Genomic DNA, 17274 nt, shown 5'->3' with positions numbered 1-17274 from the left:
CCGGTCGACCTGGTCCGGCACCGCGAGCGCACGTGCCAGCCGCTCGTCCGCCGAGCCGTCGTCCTGCGCGAACGCGGACGTGGGCGGCAGCGCCGGGGTCACGGGCGTCCTGCGACCTCGAGGGCCTCGGGCAGCGTGAACGCGCCGGCGTAGAGAGCCTTGCCGACGATCGCGCCCTCGACGCCCACGTCGACCAGTCCGCGCAGGGCGGCGACGTCGTCCAGGGTCGCGACCCCTCCGGAGGCGACGACCGGGGCGTCGGTCCGGCCGCACACCTCACGCAGCAGGTCCAGGTTCGGGCCCCGCAGCGTCCCGTCCTTGGTCACGTCCGTCACGACGTAGCGGGAGCACCCGGCGCGGTCGAGGCGGTCGAGCACCTCCCACAGGTCCCCACCCTCCTGCGTCCAGCCGCGAGCCGCGAGCGTCGTGCCGCGCACGTCGAGGCCGACGGCCACCCGGTCGCCGTGCTCGGCGATCACGCGCGCGGTCCAGTCCGGGTCCTCCAGCGCAGCGGTCCCCAGGTTCACCCGACGGCACCCCGTCGCCAGCGCGCGGGCCAGGGACGCGTCGTCGCGGATCCCGCCCGAGAGCTCCACCTTGACGTCCAGGGCCGCGACGACCTGCTCGAGCAGCTCGGCGTTGCTCCCCCGGCCGAAGGCGGCGTCCAGGTCGACCAGGTGGATCCACTCCGCGCCGCCGGCCTGCCAGTCGAGCGCAGCCTGCAACGGGCTGCCGTAGGAGGTCTCCGACCCCGCCTCACCCTGCACCAGGCGGACCGCCTGGCCGTCAGCCACGTCGACGGCCGGTAGGAGCTCAAGTCGCGACATCTCTCCGTCTCACTGTCCTCTCAGGCTGCGGACCCAGTTGGTCAGCAGCTGTGCGCCGGCGTCGCCGGACTTCTCGGGGTGGAACTGCGTCGCCGCCAGGGGGCCGTTCTCCACCGCGGCCACGAACCTGCCGCCGTGCTCCGCCCAGGTGACCTGCGGGGCGATCATGCGGCCGCCGCCCAACGGGCCGAACGAGCGGGCCGCGTAGGAGTGCACGAAGTAGAAGTACTCGTCGTGCAGCCCCTCGAACAGGACCGAGCCGGACGGGGGCTCGACGGTCGACCACCCCATGTGCGGGACCACCGGTGCCTCGAGTCGGTCCACGACCCCCGGCCACTCACCGAGCCCGTCAGTGTGGACGCCGTGCTCCTCGCCCGCGTCGAACATCACCTGCATGCCCACGCAGATCCCGAGGACGGGACACCCGCCGGCCAGCCGTCGGTCGATGATCTGGTCCCCGCGCACGGCCCGCAGCCCCGCCATCACCGCGGCGAACGCACCGACACCCGGGACCACGAGCCCGTCGGCGGCCTGCGCCCGGTCGGCGTCGGAGGTCAGCTCCACGCTCGCGCCGACCCGCTCGAGCGCGCGGACGGCCGAACGCACGTTGCCGAAGCCGTAGTCGAGCACCACGACAGAAGGAGAAGTCATCGCGTGGATGCTACCGGTCCGGGACCGTCGGCAGGTCGCGCGGTCCGACACGCGAACCGGTCACCGGGATCGGCGCCCCGCACGGCCGACGGCCGCCAGGACCCGGACCGCCCGCCACCGGGACATGCCGACGGACGACACCGTTCCGGGCAGGTCCGCGGCCTGGACCTGTCCCAGGAGCAGCTGCTCCACCTCGGCAGGCGCCCCGTCGAGCATCAGCCCCGGAGCGATCTCCTCGTCCTGCGCGCCGCCGGCCCAGCGGGCGGCGGTCATCTGGCCGTCCCGCTGGACCACCAGGACCACCGGCGTGTTCTCCAGCAGCCTGGACACGACCTGGGCCGCGCGCTCGGGCTCACCCACCGCCGTGTCACGGCACACGGCCACCGCGCCGATCGAGGTCGGCACGGCGTCCACCGGCACCTTGCTCATCGCGCACGCGGCAGCCAGGCCCTCGGGCAGCGCCACCTGGGTGAGCACCACCGCAGCGGCGGCCAGACCCTCGCCCTCGGGGACATCGCCGCTCACAGGGCCCCCTTCGTGGACGGCACCCCGCTGACGCGCGCGTCGGGTGCCACCGCCGCGCGCAGCGCCCGGGCCAGCGCCTTGAACTGGGCCTCGACGATGTGGTGGGGATCGCGCCCCGCCAGCACCCTCATGTGCACGCAGATCCCGGCGTGGTGCGCGATCGACTCCAGGACGTGCCGGGTGAGCGAGCCGGTGAAGTGACCGCCGATGAGGTGGTACTCCTGCCCGGCCGGCTCCCCGGAGTGCACCAGGTAGGGCCGTCCCGAGACGTCGACGACGGCCTGGGCGAGAGCCTCGTCCAACGGCACGAGCGCGTCGCCGAACCGGCCGATCCCGACCTTGTCGCCCAGTGCCTGACGCAGCGCCTGACCCAGGCTGATCGCGACGTCCTCGACGGTGTGGTGGGCGTCGATGTGGGTGTCGCCCGTGGCCCGGACCACGAGATCGATCAGCGAGTGCTTGCCCAGCGCGGTCAGCATGTGGTCGTAGAAGGGCACGGTCGTGGAGATCTCCGTGCGCCCGGTCCCGTCCAGGTCGACCTCGACGAGCACCGACGACTCCGACGTCGTGCGCTCCACACGCCCGGTCCGAGCACCACCAGAAGCGTTCACAGTCCAGCCACCTCCACCAGGGCCTCACGGAAGGCCGTCATCTCTGCAGGGGTGCCGATCGACACCCGCAGCCATCCCTCCGGACCCGTCTGGCGGACCAGGACGCCCCGGTCCAGCAGACCCTGCCAGACCGCCACGCGGTCCGGCAGCACCCCGAAGAGGACGAAGTTCGCGTCCGAGTCGACCGCCTGCAGGCCGCGGTCGCGCAGCCAGGCCACGGTGCGATCCCGCTCGGAGCGCAACGACGCGACCTGCTCCATGAGCGACCCGGTGTGCCTCAGCGCCGCCCGGGCGACGGCCTGCGTGACCGCCGACAGGTGGTAAGGCAGGCGAACCACCTGCAAGGCGTCGACGACCTCGGTGGACGCCGCCAGGTACCCCACGCGTGCGCCCGCGAGCCCGAAGGCCTTGGACATCGTGCGCGAGACGGCCAGGTGCGGGTGGTCCTCGAGAAGCTCCAGTGCCGACGGGGTCCCTTCCCTGCGGAACTCCGCGTAGGCCTCGTCCACGACCACCACGCAGCCGCCCGGTACCTGCCGCGCAGCGTCCAGGACCGCCAGCAGGGTGCTCGCGGGCAGAGCCGTGCCGGTCGGGTTGTTGGGGCTGGGCAGCAGGACCACGGCCGGGGCGTGCTCGGCGACCGCGGCGACCGCCCGGCCCGGGTCCAGGGAGAAGTCCTCCTCGCGGCGGGCGGCCACCCAGTCCGTGCAGGTGTCACGGGCGTACTCGGGGTACATCGAGTACGTCGGGGCGAACGACAGGGCCGTGCGGCCCGGACCACCGAAGGCCTGCAGGAGGTGCAGCATGACCTCGTTCGAGCCGTTCGCGGCCCAGATGCACCCGGCCGGGAGCCTCACGCCGGACTCCCGTGCCAGGTACTCGGCGAGGTCCTCGCGCAGGGGCAGCGCGTCCCGGTCCGGGTACCGGTTCAGCCCGGCCGCAGCCTGCGCCACGGACGTCGCGACGTCGTCGACGAGCGCGGCGGAGGGCGGGTAGGGGTTCTCGTTCACGTTCAGCAGGACCGGCACGTCCAGCTGCGGGGCGCCGTACGGCGAGAGCCCGCGCAGCTCCGGGCGCAGGGGTAGGTCGAGGCTCACGCGGCGAGTCTAGAGGTCGGGAGGACGGACCCGCGCGCGCGTCCGAGGTCCGCCGCACCACGCGAGTCACCTCTGGCTGTGACACCGAAAGACTGCGCAATGACTCTCCGTTAAACCTTTCAGTCGTTGACCCTCCCCCCCGACAGAGCGGAAGGTCCTGCCGTCCGGGTGGTGTTCGCCCGGCATACACCCGGTGTTCGCCCGACGTTCACCCGGGGTTCACCACCAGGCTCCAGGGGGGACCTGCGCATGGACCAGATGGTGCTGTTCGCTGCCGACTTCGTCGCGGTCACGGTCCTGACCTTCGGACTGTACTTCCGCCGTCACCGCAGACGCGACCTCGTCGTCGCGTTCCTCGGGATCAACATCGGCGTGCTCGCGGTCGCCTCGTCCTTGAGCACCGGCAACATCGGCGCCGGCCTCGGTCTCGGGCTGTTCGGGGTGCTGTCGATCATCCGACTGCGCTCCACCGAGATCGAGCAGCACGAGGTCGCCTACTACTTCTCGGCGCTGGCCCTCGGCATCCTCGGGGGCATCGGGACGTCCACGCTCTGGCTCCCGCCCGTGCTCATGGCCCTGATCCTGATCGCCATGTACGTCGGGGACCACCCCCGCCTGCTGCACCGGTACGGACGTCAGACCCTCGTGCTCGACGGCGCAGCCACCGACCGCGTCGCGCTCGTGGCACGCCTGGAGCACCTGCTCGGCGCACGCGTGCACGGCGTCACCGTCCAGCGACTCGACCTCGTCAACGACACCACCGTCGTCGAGGTCCGGTACGAGCATCTGCCACCCTCACCCGCACCCCGCGCCCACCACCGCGCAGACGGACCCCTCGCACGGACAGGAGCACGCCAGTGACCGCACTCGCCACCGCCACGACACCCTCCACCGGGCGCCCCCCCACCGACCCCGTCGGCGATCTCGTTCCCATAAGCCTGCAGGAGCTCGTGGACAGGGCCTCGCTGCAGACGCGGGTCGACCGCAAGTACGTGGTGCCCGCCGACGCCGTCGACGACCTGCTCCGTGACGCGGCCGACCAGGTCCAGGTCCTGCAGATCGGTGAGCTGCGCACCTTCGCCTACGAGTCGGTGTACTTCGACACCCCGGACCTGCTCGCCTACCGCCTGGCCGCCCACCGGCGCCGCCGCCGGTTCAAGATCCGCACACGCACCTACCTGGACTCGGCGCAGTGCTTCCTCGAGGTCAAGACCCGGGGCACGCGTGGCAGCACCGTCAAGGACCGCCTGGCCTACGACCCCGACCAGGCCGCCGACATCACCCCCGGGCGCTGGTACGTGGAGAACGTCCTGTCCGGTGCGACGATCCCCGGGACCAACACCCTCGAGCTGCGCCCCACCCTGGTGACCCGGTACCTGCGCACCACCCTCTTCCTGCCCCGCAGCTGCAGCCGGGTGACGGTCGACACGCACCTGACCTGGCAGGACGACAGGGCGACGCTGGACGTGCCCCACCTGGCGGTCGTCGAGACCAAGACGGGATCCTGCCCCTCCCCCATGGACCGGCTCCTGTGGAGCCGCGGGCACCGGCCGGTCGGGATCTCGAAGTACGCCACCGGGCTCGCGGCCCTGGACCCCGACCTGCCCTCCAACCGCTGGCGGCGCACCCTGCGACGCCACGTCCACAGCCCCGCGCGCGAGGACCGCACGACCGACCCACGCAACGAGCAAAGGAGTGGCACATGCCACGCACGACCCTGAGACGGACGTCGCCGGCCGTGCTCGCCGCAGCGATGGTGCTGACGGCGGGCGCTGCCCAGACGGCGACGGCCGCCAGCACCGTCACCGCGCCCACGCTTCCCGGGCCACTGACCGCAGTGGTGGACACGGGCCTCGCCGGAGACATCGCTTTCTCCGAACCCGCCGGCACCTTCCAGGGCCAGATCTCGGTGACGCTCAGCACCGACGTCCCCGGTGCCCAGATCCGCTACACCACCGACGGCAGCCCGCCGACCGCAGGCTCCCCCGTCCACGACGGCCCGATCCAGCTCTCGCGGAGCACCGAGATCCGCGCCCAGGCGTTCGTCGGTGGCGACCCCGCCGGTGCGCCCGGCTCGTCGCAGTACGTGGCGACCGACGTGACCACGGCCCACGACCTGCCAGTGCTGGTGCTCGACAACTACGGGGCGGGCGACGCGCGCGACGACTACATGGACGTGGCCGTCGTCGAGCTGCAGCCCGGCAACGGCACCACGACCCTCAGCGACGAGGCCACGCTCGCCACCCGGGCCGGGTTCCGGCTGCGCGGCAACTCCAGCCGGCTGTTCGACAAGATCCCGTACCGGCTCGAGCTGTGGGACAACGAGGACGAGGGCACCAACCTGCCGTTCCTCGGCATGCCCGCGGACGACGACTGGGTGCTGCGCGGCCCGTTCAGCGACAAGGCGCTCATCCGCGACGCCCTGGTCTACGACCTCGGCCGCGAGCTCGGCGTCGCCGCACCGCGGTACGAGTTCGTCGAGGTCTACGTCAATACCGACGCCCAGCCCGTCAGCAGCAGCGACTACCAGGGCGTCTACATGGTCGTGGAGACGATCAAGGACAACTCCCGACGGCTGAACCTGGACCGGCTGCGCGAGCACCACACATCCCTGCCCGAGCTCACCGGCGGCTACATCGTCAACTTCGAGTGGCAGGCGGCCGAGCAGCCCCTGCTCCGGTGCACCGGTTCACCCAACTGCTGGCGCGACCTGGAGCTGCGGCGGCCCAACAACCCCCAGCCCGAGCAGCTGCAGTGGATCAGCGAGCACCTGAGCGAATTCCAGCAGGTCCTCGACGGGCCACGCTGGAACGACCCCGGCGAGGGGTACCCCGCATGGATCGACGTCGACTCGTTCGTCAACCACATGATCATCGACGAGCTCAGCCGGGACATGGACGCCTACGTCCGCAGCGCCTACTTCCACAAGGACCGCGGCGGCAAGATCACCGCAGGTCCGCTGTGGGACTACGACCTGACGTTCGGCGTGGGCGGGTACTTCGGCAACCAGCAGACCTCGGGATGGCAGCACCAGCAGGTCCGCCAGCGCCAACCCGTGGCCAACAACTGGTACCCGCGACTGGTCACGGACCCGGCGTTCGAGAACCGTCTGAAGGTCCGGTGGCAGGAGCTGCGCCGCGGAGAGCTCTCGGACGCGCGGCTCACCGCCCGGGTCCAGGAGCTCAGCGGACCCCTGGCCGACGCCGCCGCCCGCAACTACCAGCGGTACCCCACGACCCTGCGCAGCCGCATGGTGGGGCCGTTCATCACGACCACCACGCCCACGTGGCAGGGGCAGGTCGAGGACCTCCGCTCCTGGATGCTCGAGCGCGCCCGCTGGCTCGACTCCGCCCAGGCGTGGGGCGGACCCACCACCCCCGTCGATCCCGAGCCGCAGCCGACCCCGGACCCGGAACCCACTCCCGACCCCACCCCCGAGCCCGGACCCACGCCGGACCCCACCCCCGAGCCCGACCCGGGTCCGTCACCGGACCCGGGGACCGGGAACGGGTGCACGGCGACGTTCACCGTGACCAACCAGTGGGGCGGAGGCTTCCAGGGAGAGGTCCAGGTCACCGCCACCACCAGCCCGATCACCGGCTGGACCGTGACCCTCGCGATGCCCTCCGGGCAGAGCGTCACCCAGGTGTGGAACGCCGACGTCACCTCCAGCGGCTCGACCCTGACCGCCACCAACCTCGCGTGGAACGGCTCGCTCGGGGCAGGTGCCAGCACGTCGTTCGGCCTGATCGGCTCCGGGTCGGGGACCGGGGCTCCCACGGTCGGCTGCACCGCCGACTGACCGCCACGGGACGGGCGCCGGGTGCGACCCCGCCGACGGGTCGCACCCGGCGCCCGTCCCCCACGTGCTGCTCAGCCGGTCCGGGTCAGGACGAGCCTGTCACCCTCCCGCGTGAAGCCCATCGCCGACAGGTACCGGGCGGTGGCCGCGGCCCGCGGGCACGCGACCAGCCGGCGGGTGCCGAGCTCGGCGAACGGGCCGTCCGTGCGGTACACGAACTCACCCGGGGTGAAGTCCCGGAACGCGGGCACCACGTAGTCCAGCAGGACCTGCTGCTCATCGGTCGCAGCCCCGGCACGGGAGAGGACGACCCCCACGAGCTGGTCACCGCTGGTCACCACGAACGCGTGCTCGGCAGCGCCCAGGAGGTCCTCCGTCGCACCGGGCCAGAACCGGCGGACGTCCTTCCCGTGCCGCTCCAGCAGGTGCGCCAGCAACGGCTCCCCGACGCCCACCGGCACAGCGACGTACGCACGCGCGTCGTGTCGCCGCCGCAGCAGCGTCACGATCACACCGAGGTTGATCGCGGTCAGCACCACGTTCATCGCGACCATCGGCCACACGCCGATCACGGCGTTGTACGCCACCAGCACCACGCACGCGACCAGGTTCAGCACCCGGAACCTCATGACCCGCGTCTGGGTCAGCGACAGGACCAGCAGACCGGACCCGACCCAGCCCACGACCTCCACCACAGGCACGACGCCCTCCTCCTGCCGCGCAGCGGCTCAGGCCTGCGCGGCCACGCGCGCGAGCCAACCGACGACCACGTCCCCGACGACGTCCGGGGACAGCACCTGGGCGTGATCCACGTCCGGCAGCAGCTCGACCGCGACCTCGTGCCGGGCACCGCGCAGGGCGTCCGCGAAGTCCGTGGTGAACGAGACCGGCACCACCTGATCAGCCTCCCCGTGCACCAGCAGGAACGGCAGGTCCGGACGCCGCTCCACCAGGGTCAGGGGATTGCCCTGCTCCCACGCCTCGGGCGCCTGGTCCGCAGGCACCCCGAACAGCACCTCGGCGAGCCCCCACGTGGCTGACACGTCGTACGGGCCGGCAAGTCCCACGACGCCGTCGACGCGCACCCGGCGATGGGGGCACCGGTCGGACCTGACCGGGTCCAGGGCCGCCACCGAGGCCAGGTGCGCCCCTGCCGAATGACCCAGCACCACGACGTCCACCCCCGGGACCTGGGCCGAGGCGTAGGCGACCGCGCACGCGACGTCGTCCACCGGGGTCGGGAACACGTCACCGGTCCGACCCGTCCGGTAGGTGATCGTGGCCACCGCGTACCCCTCGCCCACCAGGTGGTCGGCGAGGGGCGCCAGCCCGACCGGGTCCGCCGAGCGCCATCCCCCACCCGGGACGAGCACGACCAGGGCGGCAGGGTCGGTCCGGTCGGGCGGAATCTCGACCGCGGCCGGCAGGCCCGCGCGGTACTCGCCCTCACCCGGCTCCGGCTCGACCGTCGGCGGGGCCGGAGGTTCAGGCTCGGCCTCAGGAGCCGACGGCAGCGTCTGGCTCGGTGCCGGGTCCTGCGCACCGCACGCAGCAAGCAGGGCGAGCGCCGCGGCCACCCAGGTCGCGCCGGCCCGGGTGCGCCTCACGCCCTCACCCCCACCGTCAGGGACGTCCCCGGGCCACGACGGCCTCGCCGTGCGCGGGCAGGTCTTCGTCCTCGGCGAGGGCCACGACCCGGTCGGCGACCTCGGCCAGCGCCGCCTGGTCGTACTCCACGACCTGGACCGGTCGGAGGAAGCTGTGCACCCCCAGCCCGGAGGAGAAGTGTGCGCAGCCCCCCGTCGGCAGGACGTGGTTGGACCCCGCCATGTAGTCGCCGAGAGAGACCGGTGACCAGGGCCCCACGAACACCGCACCGGCGCTGGTGACCCGCTCGGCCACCGACGCCGCGTCGTGGGTCTGGATCTCCAGGTGCTCGGCACCGTAGGCGTTGACGACCTCCAGGCCCTGCTCCAGGTCGTCCACCACCACCACGGCGGACTGGGGACCGGACAGCGCGGTCCGGACCCGGTCCGCGTGCCGGGTCGCCCCCACCGCGTCGGGCAACAAGGCCTCCACAGCCTCGACGAGCTCCAGCGAGTCCGTCACCAGGATCGACGCGGACGTGGGACCGTGCTCGGCCTGGGAGACCAGGTCGGACACCACGTGGTGGGGCCGAGCCGTGGCGTCGGCCAGGACGGCGATCTCCGTCGGCCCTGCCTCGGAGTCGATCCCCACCACGCCACGGACCAGGCGCTTGGCCGCGGTCACGTACTGGTTGCCCGGCCCGGTGACGACGTCCACGGGCTCGCACAGCACCTCCCCGTCGTCCTCGGTGTCGCCCACCGCGCCGTAGGCCAGCATCGCGACCGCCTGCGCCCCGCCGGCGGCGTAGACCTCGTCGACGCCCAGCAGCTCGCACGCAGCCAGGATCGTCGGGTGCGGCAGACCACCGTGCGCGCGCTGCGGCGGGCTCGTCACGACCAGGGACGTCACTCCGGCCTCCTGGGCCGGCACCACGTTCATCACCACCGACGACGGGTACACCGCCAGACCACCCGGCACGTACAGGCCCACGCGTCGGACGGGGAGCCACCGCTGGCGCACCGTCGCCCCCGGACCCACCTGCACCTCGAAGGGCGCGGGCACCTGGGCCGCGTGCACCAGCCGGGCCCGCCGGATCGACTCCTCCAGAGCCGCCCGAACCTGGGCGTCCAGACCGGCCAGCGCCGCCGACAACGCCTCACGCGGGACCCGCAGGTGCTCGGGACGGACGCCGTCGAAGCGCTCGGCCAGGTCACGCAGCGCACGGGCTCCGTGCGCACGGACCTGCTCCAGGACCGGGGCGACCTGCTCGGCCGCGCCCGCCACGTCCAGGTCCGGGCGCGGGAGGGAGGTCGTCAGCTCGCGTGCGGACAGGTGCCGGCCACGCAGATCGATACGGGAGATCACGGAACCATCCTAGGCGTGCCGGAACTGCGAGGATGGGTCCATGGTGATCGAGGTGGCCGTGACCGGTGAGATCAGGCTCGGGCAGTTCCTCAAGCTCGCGGGTGCGGCGGAGTCCGGCGCGGACGCCCGGGAGCTGCTGGAGGAGGGTGAGGTCGAGGTCAACGGCGAGGCCGAGACCCGGCGCGGACGCCGCCTCGCGTCCGGGGACCACGTGAGCGTCGCGCGGCCCGCCGGACCGGAGACCTACCGGGTCGTGTGAACCGACCGGCGGCCGACGTCCGCCTCACCTCGTCATGTAGGCCGACCCCATGACCCGGTCCGGCGTGACCCGCAGGACGACCCGCGTCGTGGACGGGCGTGGCTCACGGTAACGACGGGCGTACCGGCGTTCAGCCTCGGCAACCTCCGCGGGCTCCCGGCTGACCTCGACGGCACCCTCGAACGTCAACCACCGCCCACCGTCCACCTGGCACACCGCAGCCCGGGGCACCGCGCCCGCAGCCAGGGCCCGCTCCACGTTGCGGACCTTCATCGACCCGCCACCGGCGGTCACCCTGATCACCGACTGCTCCGGGTCCCAGGTGAACGCGACCGGCACCACGTGCGGGGTCCCGTCCGGGCGCAGCGTGGTCAACGTCGCCAGGTGCCGCTCGGTGACGAAGACGTGCTGCTCCGGCGTCAGACCCAAGGGTCGGCCGGACCCCCTCACCCCGCCAGGCACGCCGGCCCCAGGAGCGCCTTCAGGTCACCGAAAAGCGCGGGTGAGCGCTCGATGCGCAACCCACCCTCCAGACGCATCACCGTCGCCCGTCCTGGTTGCGTCAGCCGCAGGTGCACGTCCGTGACACCAGGGTGGGTGGCCAGCACCTCACGGAGCCGCTCCACGACCGGCTGGGTGCACCGCGACACCGGGAGGCTGATCGTCACCGGCCGGGCGTCGACGTCCGACACGTCGGGGATCGACACCTCCACCGCCTGGAGCTGGATCGTCTCGTCGCGCCGCCGCACCCGGCCCCGCACCGTGATCACCGCGTCCTCGGACAAGGCCGTGGAGTACGCCAGGTACGTCTCGCCGAAGAACATCACCTCGACCGAGCCGTCGATGTCCTCCAAGGTCACCGCGGCCCACGGGTTGCCGTTCTTCGACATCTTCCGCTGCAGGCTCGTGACCAGGCCGCACACCGTCACCATCGAGCCGTCGGTGCGCCCCTCGTCCGCCATCAGCGCCGTGATCGAGCAGTCACCCGCAGCCGCGAGCACGTGCTCCAGCCCCGACAGGGGGTGATCGGACACGTACAGCCCGAGCATCTCGCGCTCGAACGCCAGCCGCTGCTTCTTGTCCCAGTCGGGCACGTCCGGGATGTCGACGCTGAAGCTGACGGCCTCGGCGCCGTCCTCACCACCCAGCCCCGCGAACAGGTCGAACTGGCCCTCGGCCTCCTTGCGCTTGACTCCCACCACCGAGTCGACCGCCTGCTCGTGGACCAGCAGCAGGGCCCGACGGCTCGGGTGCATCGAGTCGAACGCCCCCGACTTGATCAGGGACTCGATGGTCCGCTTGTTGCACACCACCCCCGGGACCTTGTCCAGGAAGTCGGTGAACGAGGTGAACTCGCCCTTGCCCTCCCGGGTCGCGACGATCGCGTCCACCACGTTCGCACCGACGTTACGGACCGCCGTCAGGCCGAACCGGATGTCGGTGCCGACCGCGGTGAAGTTCGCGGCCGAGGAGTTCACGTCCGGTGGCAGGACCGTGATCCCCATGCGGCGGCACTCGCCCAGGTACAGCGCGGACTTGTCCTTGTCGTCGCGCACGCTGGTCAGCAGCGCCGCCATGTACTCCGTGGGGTAGTTGGCCTTCAGGTAGGCCGTCCAGTACGCGATCACGCCGTAGGCCGCGGAGTGGGCCTTGTTGAAGGCATAACCCGCGAACGGGACCAGCGTGTCCCACACGGCCTGGATCGCCGCGTCGGAGTACCCGCGCTCCCGCATGCCCTTCTGGAAGGGCACGAACTCGGCGTCCAGGACCTCCTTCTTCTTCTTGCCCATGGCCCGACGCAGCAGGTCGGCCTGCCCCAACGAGTAGCCGGCCAGGACCTGGGCGGCGCGCTGCACCTGCTCCTGGTAGACGATCAGGCCGTGGGTCTCGTCCAGGACCTCGGCCAGCGGCTCGGCCAGCTCGGGGTGGATCGGCACCACCTGCTGCATGCCGTTCTTGCGCAGGGCGTAGTTGATGTGGGAGTTCATCCCCATCGGCCCCGGCCGGTACAGGGCGATGACCGCGGAGATGTCCTCGAAGTTGTCCGGGCGCATCTGCCGCAGCAGCGACCGCATCGGTCCGCCGTCGAGCTGGAACACCCCCAGGGTGTCACCCCGCCCGAGGAGCTCGTACGCGGCGCGGTCGTCCAGCGGCAACGACTCGATCTCGATCGGGTCCTTGCCGTTCATCTCGATGTTGACCAGGGCGTCGTCGAGGATCGTGAGGTTGCGCAGCCCCAGGAAGTCCATCTTGATCAGGCCCAGACCCTCGCAGGTCGGGTAGTCGAACTGGGTGATGACCGCCCCGTCCTGGGGCCGGCGCATGATCGGGATGATGTCGATCAGGGGATCGCTTGACATGATCACCCCGGCGGCGTGCACCCCCCACTGGCGCTTCAGCCCCTCGATTCCCTGGGCGAGCTCGACGACCTGCTGGGCGTCGGGGTCGGTCTGGTGCAGCTGGCGGAACTCCTCGGCCTCGGGGTACCGGGGGTCGTCCTTGTCGAAGATCCCCGACAGGGAGATGTCCTTGCCCATCACGGCCGGGGGCATCGCCTTGGTGAGCTTCTCGCCCATGGCGAACGGGAACCCCAGCAGCCGGGACGAGTCCTTCAGCGCCTGCTTGGCCTTGATCGTGCCGTAGGTGACGATCTGGGCGACACGGTCGTCGCCGTAGCGCTCGGTCACGTACCGGATGACCTCGCCACGACGGCGCTCGTCGAAGTCGATGTCGACATCGGGCATGGACACGCGCTCGGGGTTGAGGAACCGTTCGAAGATCAGCCCGTGCTCCAGCGGGTCGAGCTCGGTGATGCCCATCACGTAGGACACCAGCGAGCCTGCCGCCGAACCGCGCCCGGGGCCGACCCTGATGCCGTTGCGCTTGGCCCAGCTGATGAAGTCCGCGACCACCAGGAAGTAGCCCGGAAAACCCATCTGGGTGATGATGTCGACCTCGTACGTGGCCTGGGCCCGCACCTTGTCCGGGATCCCCGCCGGGTAGCGGGCGTGCAGCCCCTTCTCGACCTCCTTGATGAACCACGACGTCTCGTCCTCCCCCTCGGGCAGGGGGAACCGCGGCATGTAGTTCGCCGAGGTGTTGAACTCCACCTCGCACTGCTCAGCGATCAGCAGCGTGTTGTCGCAGGCCTCGGGCAGCTCACGCCACAGGTGACGCATCTCGGCCGCGGACTTCACGTAGTACCCGTCCCCGCCGAACTTGAACCTGTCCGGGTCGTTCAGCGTGGAGCCCGAGTTGATGCAGAGCAGGGCGTCCTGCGAGGTCGAGTCCTCACGGGTGACGTAGTGCAGGTCGTTGGTCGCCACCAACGGTGCGCCGATGTCCTGCGAGATCCGCAGCAGGTCCTTCTGCACACGCTGCTCGATGTCCAGGCCGTGGTCCATGAGCTCGATGAAGAAGCTGTCCCTGCCGAACAGGTCCTGGAACTCACCCGCTGCGCGGACGGCCTCGTCGTACTGGCCCAGTCGCAACCTCGTCTGGACCTCCCCCGACGGGCAGCCCGAGGTGGCGATCAGGCCCCGCCCATAGGTGCTGAGGAGCTCGCGGTCCAGACGGGGCGCCTTGCCCATCTGGCCCTCGAGCGACCCCAGGGAACCCATGCGGAAGAGGTTGTGCATGCCCTCGGTGGACCGCGCGAGCAGGGTCAGGTGCGTGTACGAGCCGTTGGCCGAGACGTCGTCGGACTTCTGGTGCGGCTCGCCCCACTTGACCCGGGTCCGGTCGTGCCGGCTGGTTCCCGGCGTCAGGTAGGCCTCCAGGCCGATGATCGGCTTCACACCGGCCTTGCGTGCCTTGCTCCAGAACTCGAACGCCCCGAACAGGTACCCGTGGTCGGTCATCGCGATGGCCGACTGGCCCTGGCGTGCGACCTCGGCGAAGAGGTCGTCCAGGCGGGCCGCGCCGTCCAGCATGGAGTACTCGGTGTGGGCGTGGAGGTGGACGAAGTCTGACCCCGCAGCAACCATGCCCACGAGTCTAGATCCCGCAGGCACGTGCGGGCGTCGGTCACGCGGGCGCGCGTGACTCCTCAGCGCGGGCCGCGCAGCGTCTCCCACGCCGCGTCCAGGTCCGGCGGGTAGGTGCTCCGCGCCTCGACCCGGCCCCCGGTCACCGGGTGCTCGAACGCGAGCCGCATGGCGTGCAACCACTGCCGCTCCAGGCGCAGGCGACGTGCGAGCACAGGGTCCGCGCCGTAGGTCACGTCACCCACGCACGGGTGACGCAGGGCAGACATGTGAACCCTGATCTGGTGCGTGCGACCCGTCTCCAGGTGAACCTCGACCAAGGACGCCGACGGCACCATCTCCAGCACCTCGTAGTGGGTCACCGACGGCTTGCCGTCCGCCACCACGGCGAACCGCCAGTCCTGCCCGGGGTGGCGCCCGATGGGAGCATCCACGGTCCCGGTGGTCGGCTCGGGATGCCCCTGGACCACCGCGTGGTAGATCTTCTCCACGGTGCGCTCCTTGAACGCCCGCTTCAGCCCGGTGTACGCGGCCTCGGACTTGGCCACCACCATCAGGCCCGACGTCCCGACGTCCAGGCGGTGCACCACACCCTGGCGTTCCGCCGCGCCGGACGTCGAGACGCGGTAGCCCGCCGCTTCCAAGCCACCGACGACCGTCGGCCCGGTCCACCCCGGAGAGGGATGTGCGGCGACGCCCACGGGTTTGTCGACCACGACCAGGTGCTCGTCCTCGAGGACCACCCGCATCCCGGGCACCGGTTCCACGGGCGGCACGTCGGCAGGGTCGGGGTCCAGGCCGGCCAGGTCGACCTCGAGCCAGGCACCGGCGGCGAGCCGGTCGGACTTGCCGACCGTCCGACCGTCGACCTGCACCGCACCCGCCGCGGCGAGCTCGGCGCCCCGGGTCCGTGAGACACCGAGCAGCCGCGACAGCGCGGCGTCGACGCGCTCACCCACCAACCCGTCCGGTACCGGCATCGCACGCGTGCTCACGGGCGATCCCCCGGCACGTCGGCGTCCGCCTCGCCCTGGGGCGTCGGCCGGACGTCGTCGGGCGTCCCGTCGTCGTGCCGACGACCGTCCAGACCGATACCCCGCAGGCTCAGCAACACGATCAGGCCGGCAGCCACCACGATCGCGATGTCCGCGACGTTCCCCACGAACCACGTCCCGTAGGCGATGAAGTCCACGACGTGGCCCTGCGCGAACCCCGGGTCGCGGACGAGTCGGTCGGTGAGGTTGCCCAACGCACCGCCGAGGAGCAGCCCCAGCGCCACCGCCCAACCCCGGGAGCCGAGTCGACCCGACACCCGGACGATCATCACCGACACCAGCACGGCCGCGAGGGTCAGCACCCACGTCAGGCCGGTGGCGATGCCGAGCGCGGCCCCGGGGTTGTACAGCAGCGTCAGGCCGAGGAGATCCCCGAGAAGCGGGATGCGCTCGCTCTCGCTGAGGGCGCGCTCGGCCCAGACCTTGGTCAGTTGGTCGACGACGAGGACCCCTGCGGCCAGGGAGGCGAGCAGGACGACGAGGGGACGGCGCGTGCGGGTCACTCTCAGCGACGCTCCTGGCGCGACTTGCACTCCACGCACAACGTCGCCCGCGGGAACGCCTGCATCCTGGCCTTGCCGACGGCCTGCCCGCACTGCTCGCAGGCACCGAAGCCGTCGGTGCCCAGGCGGTGCAGCGCGTGCGTGTGCTGCTCGAGCAGGTCGCGGGTGTTGTTCAGGAGCGTGAGCTCCTGCTCCCGCTCCAGCGCGCTGGAGCCGGAGTCGGCCTGGTCGTCGCCCGCGCCATCACCGGAGTTCCGCAGCAGGTCCGACAGCTCGGCGTCAGCAGCAGCGAGCTCCTGACGCAGCCGGTCCATCTCTGCCACCAGACCCTCGGCCACCTCCTCGACCTCCTGCAGGGTCCACGGGTCCTCACCGGGACGGACGGGCAGCTCCGTCACCCGCCGCTCCAGGTCCGGGGGCAGGACGAGCCCGTCCTCGGCAGCCGTCGAGGTGCTGACGGTGTCATCGGTGGTCATGGATCTCCCTGTGGGCGAGGGTCACGCGGGAGCAGGCCTCCCGCGCGGGACGCACGACGCACCACACCTGCGCAGGTGTGGTGCGTCGGGCCGTACCGTGAGCCGCGCAGTGCGGCCGCGGCGTCAACCGTTGAAGTGCAGCCCTGCGTCCGGCGAACCCTGCCGCGGGGCGACCGAAGCACCCCGCGCGTCCAGGTCACCGAGCAGGTTCTCCAGATAGCTCTTGAGGCGCGTGCGGTAGTCACGCTCGAACACCCGCAGCTCGTCAATCTTGCGCTCCAGGAGACTGCGCTCCTGCTCGAGAGCGGACAAGGTCCGGTTCGAGGTCTCCTCCGCCTCCCGGACGATCCTCGTAGCCTGCGCCTTCGCGTCACCGACGATCCGGTCGCCCTCCTCCTGGCCTGAGCGCACGTAGTCGTCGTGCAGCTTCTGGGCCAGCTGGAGCATGCCGGTGGCCGACTCCGGCTCGTTGGACCGCACCGCGGCCGGGGCAGGGGCGGGTGCCGGCGGCTCCGGCTTCGGCTCCGGCT

At 71.6% G+C, this 17274-nt stretch carries 17 protein-coding genes and 1 pseudogene; 4 read left to right on the top strand and 14 right to left on the bottom strand.

Features of this window, described 5'->3' with window-relative positions; all coding sequences use genetic code 11:
• Positions 1-98 precede the first annotated feature (98 nt).
• The 5 genes from priA to N869_RS06475 are packed head-to-tail and all read right to left on the bottom strand — an operon-like array spanning position 99 to position 3711.
• Entirely contained in the window at positions 99-827 is a 729-nt protein-coding gene (priA, locus tag N869_RS06495) for a bifunctional 1-(5-phosphoribosyl)-5-((5-phosphoribosylamino)methylideneamino)imidazole-4-carboxamide isomerase/phosphoribosylanthranilate isomerase PriA (RefSeq protein WP_035059419.1), read from the bottom strand.
• A 9-nt stretch (positions 828-836) separates the two neighbouring features.
• The gene (gene hisH, locus N869_RS06490; protein WP_035059417.1) at positions 837-1478 is read right to left on the bottom strand and encodes an imidazole glycerol phosphate synthase subunit HisH; all 642 of its coding nucleotides are present in this window, start codon (positions 1476-1478) and stop codon (positions 837-839) included.
• 60 nt (positions 1479-1538) lie between these two features.
• Entirely contained in the window at positions 1539-2003 is a 465-nt protein-coding gene (locus N869_RS06485; protein ID WP_052105159.1) for a hypothetical protein, read from the bottom strand.
• A complete protein-coding gene (gene hisB, locus N869_RS06480; protein ID WP_408606344.1) occupies positions 2000-2581 on the bottom strand; it encodes an imidazoleglycerol-phosphate dehydratase HisB in 582 nt (193 codons plus the stop codon). Before hisB ends, N869_RS06485 begins: the two co-directional genes overlap by 4 nt.
• Positions 2582-2610: 29 nt before the next feature.
• On the bottom strand, positions 2611-3711 hold the full coding sequence (locus tag N869_RS06475; RefSeq protein WP_035059413.1) for a histidinol-phosphate transaminase: 1101 nt from the start codon (positions 3709-3711) through the stop codon (positions 2611-2613).
• Positions 3712-3960: 249 nt separating this feature from the next.
• On the opposite strand from N869_RS06475, the gene N869_RS06470 reads away from it, so the two are divergent.
• Genes N869_RS06470 through N869_RS06460 form a run of 3 tightly spaced genes read left to right on the top strand, consistent with a single transcriptional unit; the run spans position 3961 to position 7513 of the window.
• Positions 3961-4572 carry a DUF4956 domain-containing protein gene (locus tag N869_RS06470; protein ID WP_035059411.1) on the top strand — a complete coding sequence of 204 codons (612 nt, stop codon included), beginning with the start codon at positions 3961-3963 and terminating at the stop codon, positions 4570-4572.
• Positions 4569-5432 (top strand): polyphosphate polymerase domain-containing protein, encoded by an 864-nt coding sequence (locus N869_RS06465; protein WP_084136545.1) that lies wholly within the window; start codon positions 4569-4571, stop codon positions 5430-5432. The genes N869_RS06470 and N869_RS06465 overlap by 4 nt, the downstream gene beginning before the upstream one ends.
• Entirely contained in the window at positions 5414-7513 is a 2100-nt protein-coding gene (locus tag N869_RS06460) for a CotH kinase family protein (protein WP_035059409.1), read from the top strand. Before N869_RS06465 ends, N869_RS06460 begins: the two co-directional genes overlap by 19 nt.
• A gap of 71 nt (positions 7514-7584) precedes the next feature.
• Here the strand turns inward: N869_RS06460 and N869_RS06455 are convergent, their stop codons facing one another.
• Genes N869_RS06455 through hisD form a run of 3 tightly spaced genes read right to left on the bottom strand, consistent with a single transcriptional unit; the run spans position 7585 to position 10465 of the window.
• Positions 7585-8214 carry a hypothetical protein gene (locus tag N869_RS06455; protein ID WP_035059407.1) on the bottom strand — a complete coding sequence of 210 codons (630 nt, stop codon included), beginning with the start codon at positions 8212-8214 and terminating at the stop codon, positions 7585-7587.
• A 27-nt stretch (positions 8215-8241) separates the two neighbouring features.
• A complete protein-coding gene (locus N869_RS06450) occupies positions 8242-9120 on the bottom strand; it encodes a serine aminopeptidase domain-containing protein (protein WP_052105158.1) in 879 nt (292 codons plus the stop codon).
• Positions 9121-9136: 16 nt separating this feature from the next.
• Positions 9137-10465: a histidinol dehydrogenase gene (gene hisD, locus N869_RS06445; protein WP_035059405.1), complete on the bottom strand. Its 1329-nt coding sequence runs from the start codon at positions 10463-10465 to the stop codon at positions 9137-9139.
• A 40-nt stretch (positions 10466-10505) separates the two neighbouring features.
• Here hisD and N869_RS06440 point away from each other — a divergent pair, with 40 nt between their 5' ends.
• The gene (locus N869_RS06440) at positions 10506-10724 is read left to right on the top strand and encodes an RNA-binding S4 domain-containing protein (protein WP_035059403.1); all 219 of its coding nucleotides are present in this window, start codon (positions 10506-10508) and stop codon (positions 10722-10724) included.
• Positions 10725-10748: 24 nt separating this feature from the next.
• Here the strand turns inward: N869_RS06440 and N869_RS06435 are convergent, their stop codons facing one another.
• The 6 genes and pseudogenes from N869_RS06435 to N869_RS06410 form a co-directional block, all read right to left on the bottom strand.
• Positions 10749-11153: a pyridoxamine 5'-phosphate oxidase family protein gene (locus N869_RS06435; RefSeq protein ID WP_035059401.1), complete on the bottom strand. Its 405-nt coding sequence runs from the start codon at positions 11151-11153 to the stop codon at positions 10749-10751.
• Between the two features lie 17 nt (positions 11154-11170).
• Positions 11171-14710: a DNA polymerase III subunit alpha gene (gene dnaE / locus N869_RS06430; protein ID WP_035059399.1), complete on the bottom strand. Its 3540-nt coding sequence runs from the start codon at positions 14708-14710 to the stop codon at positions 11171-11173.
• A 62-nt stretch (positions 14711-14772) separates the two neighbouring features.
• Entirely contained in the window at positions 14773-15690 is a 918-nt protein-coding gene (locus N869_RS06425; protein WP_035059422.1) for an RluA family pseudouridine synthase, read from the bottom strand.
• A gap of 11 nt (positions 15691-15701) precedes the next feature.
• A complete protein-coding gene (gene lspA / locus N869_RS06420) occupies positions 15702-16268 on the bottom strand; it encodes a signal peptidase II (RefSeq protein ID WP_332248753.1) in 567 nt (188 codons plus the stop codon).
• Between the two features lie 2 nt (positions 16269-16270).
• Positions 16271-16744, bottom strand: a complete 474-nt coding sequence (locus N869_RS06415) for a TraR/DksA family transcriptional regulator (protein WP_035059397.1) — start codon at positions 16742-16744, stop codon at positions 16271-16273.
• Between the two features lie 123 nt (positions 16745-16867).
• Positions 16868-17274, bottom strand: a pseudogene (locus tag N869_RS06410) (DivIVA domain-containing protein); the annotation flags it as partial.

It is taken from the genome of Cellulomonas bogoriensis 69B4 = DSM 16987, assembly GCF_000767165.1.
GTDB lineage: Bacteria > Actinomycetota > Actinomycetes > Actinomycetales > Cellulomonadaceae > Actinotalea > Actinotalea bogoriensis.
This window is presented reverse-complemented; position numbering and strand designations above follow the sequence as displayed.

Excerpts from the sequence above, each read along its gene's own strand:
- priA (WP_035059419.1), bottom strand. The coding sequence starts at position 827 with ATGTCGCGACTTGAGCTCCTACCGGCCGTCGACGTGGCTGACGGCCAG.
- hisH (WP_035059417.1), bottom strand. The coding sequence starts at position 1,478 with ATGACTTCTCCTTCTGTCGTGGTGCTCGACTACGGCTTCGGCAACGTG.
- N869_RS06470 (WP_035059411.1), top strand. The coding sequence starts at position 3,961 with ATGGACCAGATGGTGCTGTTCGCTGCCGACTTCGTCGCGGTCACGGTC.
- N869_RS06460 (WP_035059409.1), top strand. The coding sequence starts at position 5,414 with ATGCCACGCACGACCCTGAGACGGACGTCGCCGGCCGTGCTCGCCGCA.
- N869_RS06440 (WP_035059403.1), top strand. The coding sequence starts at position 10,506 with ATGGTGATCGAGGTGGCCGTGACCGGTGAGATCAGGCTCGGGCAGTTC.
- dnaE (WP_035059399.1), bottom strand. The coding sequence starts at position 14,710 with ATGGTTGCTGCGGGGTCAGACTTCGTCCACCTCCACGCCCACACCGAG.
- N869_RS06425 (WP_035059422.1), bottom strand. The coding sequence starts at position 15,690 with ATGCCGGTACCGGACGGGTTGGTGGGTGAGCGCGTCGACGCCGCGCTG.
- N869_RS06415 (WP_035059397.1), bottom strand. The coding sequence starts at position 16,744 with ATGACCACCGATGACACCGTCAGCACCTCGACGGCTGCCGAGGACGGG.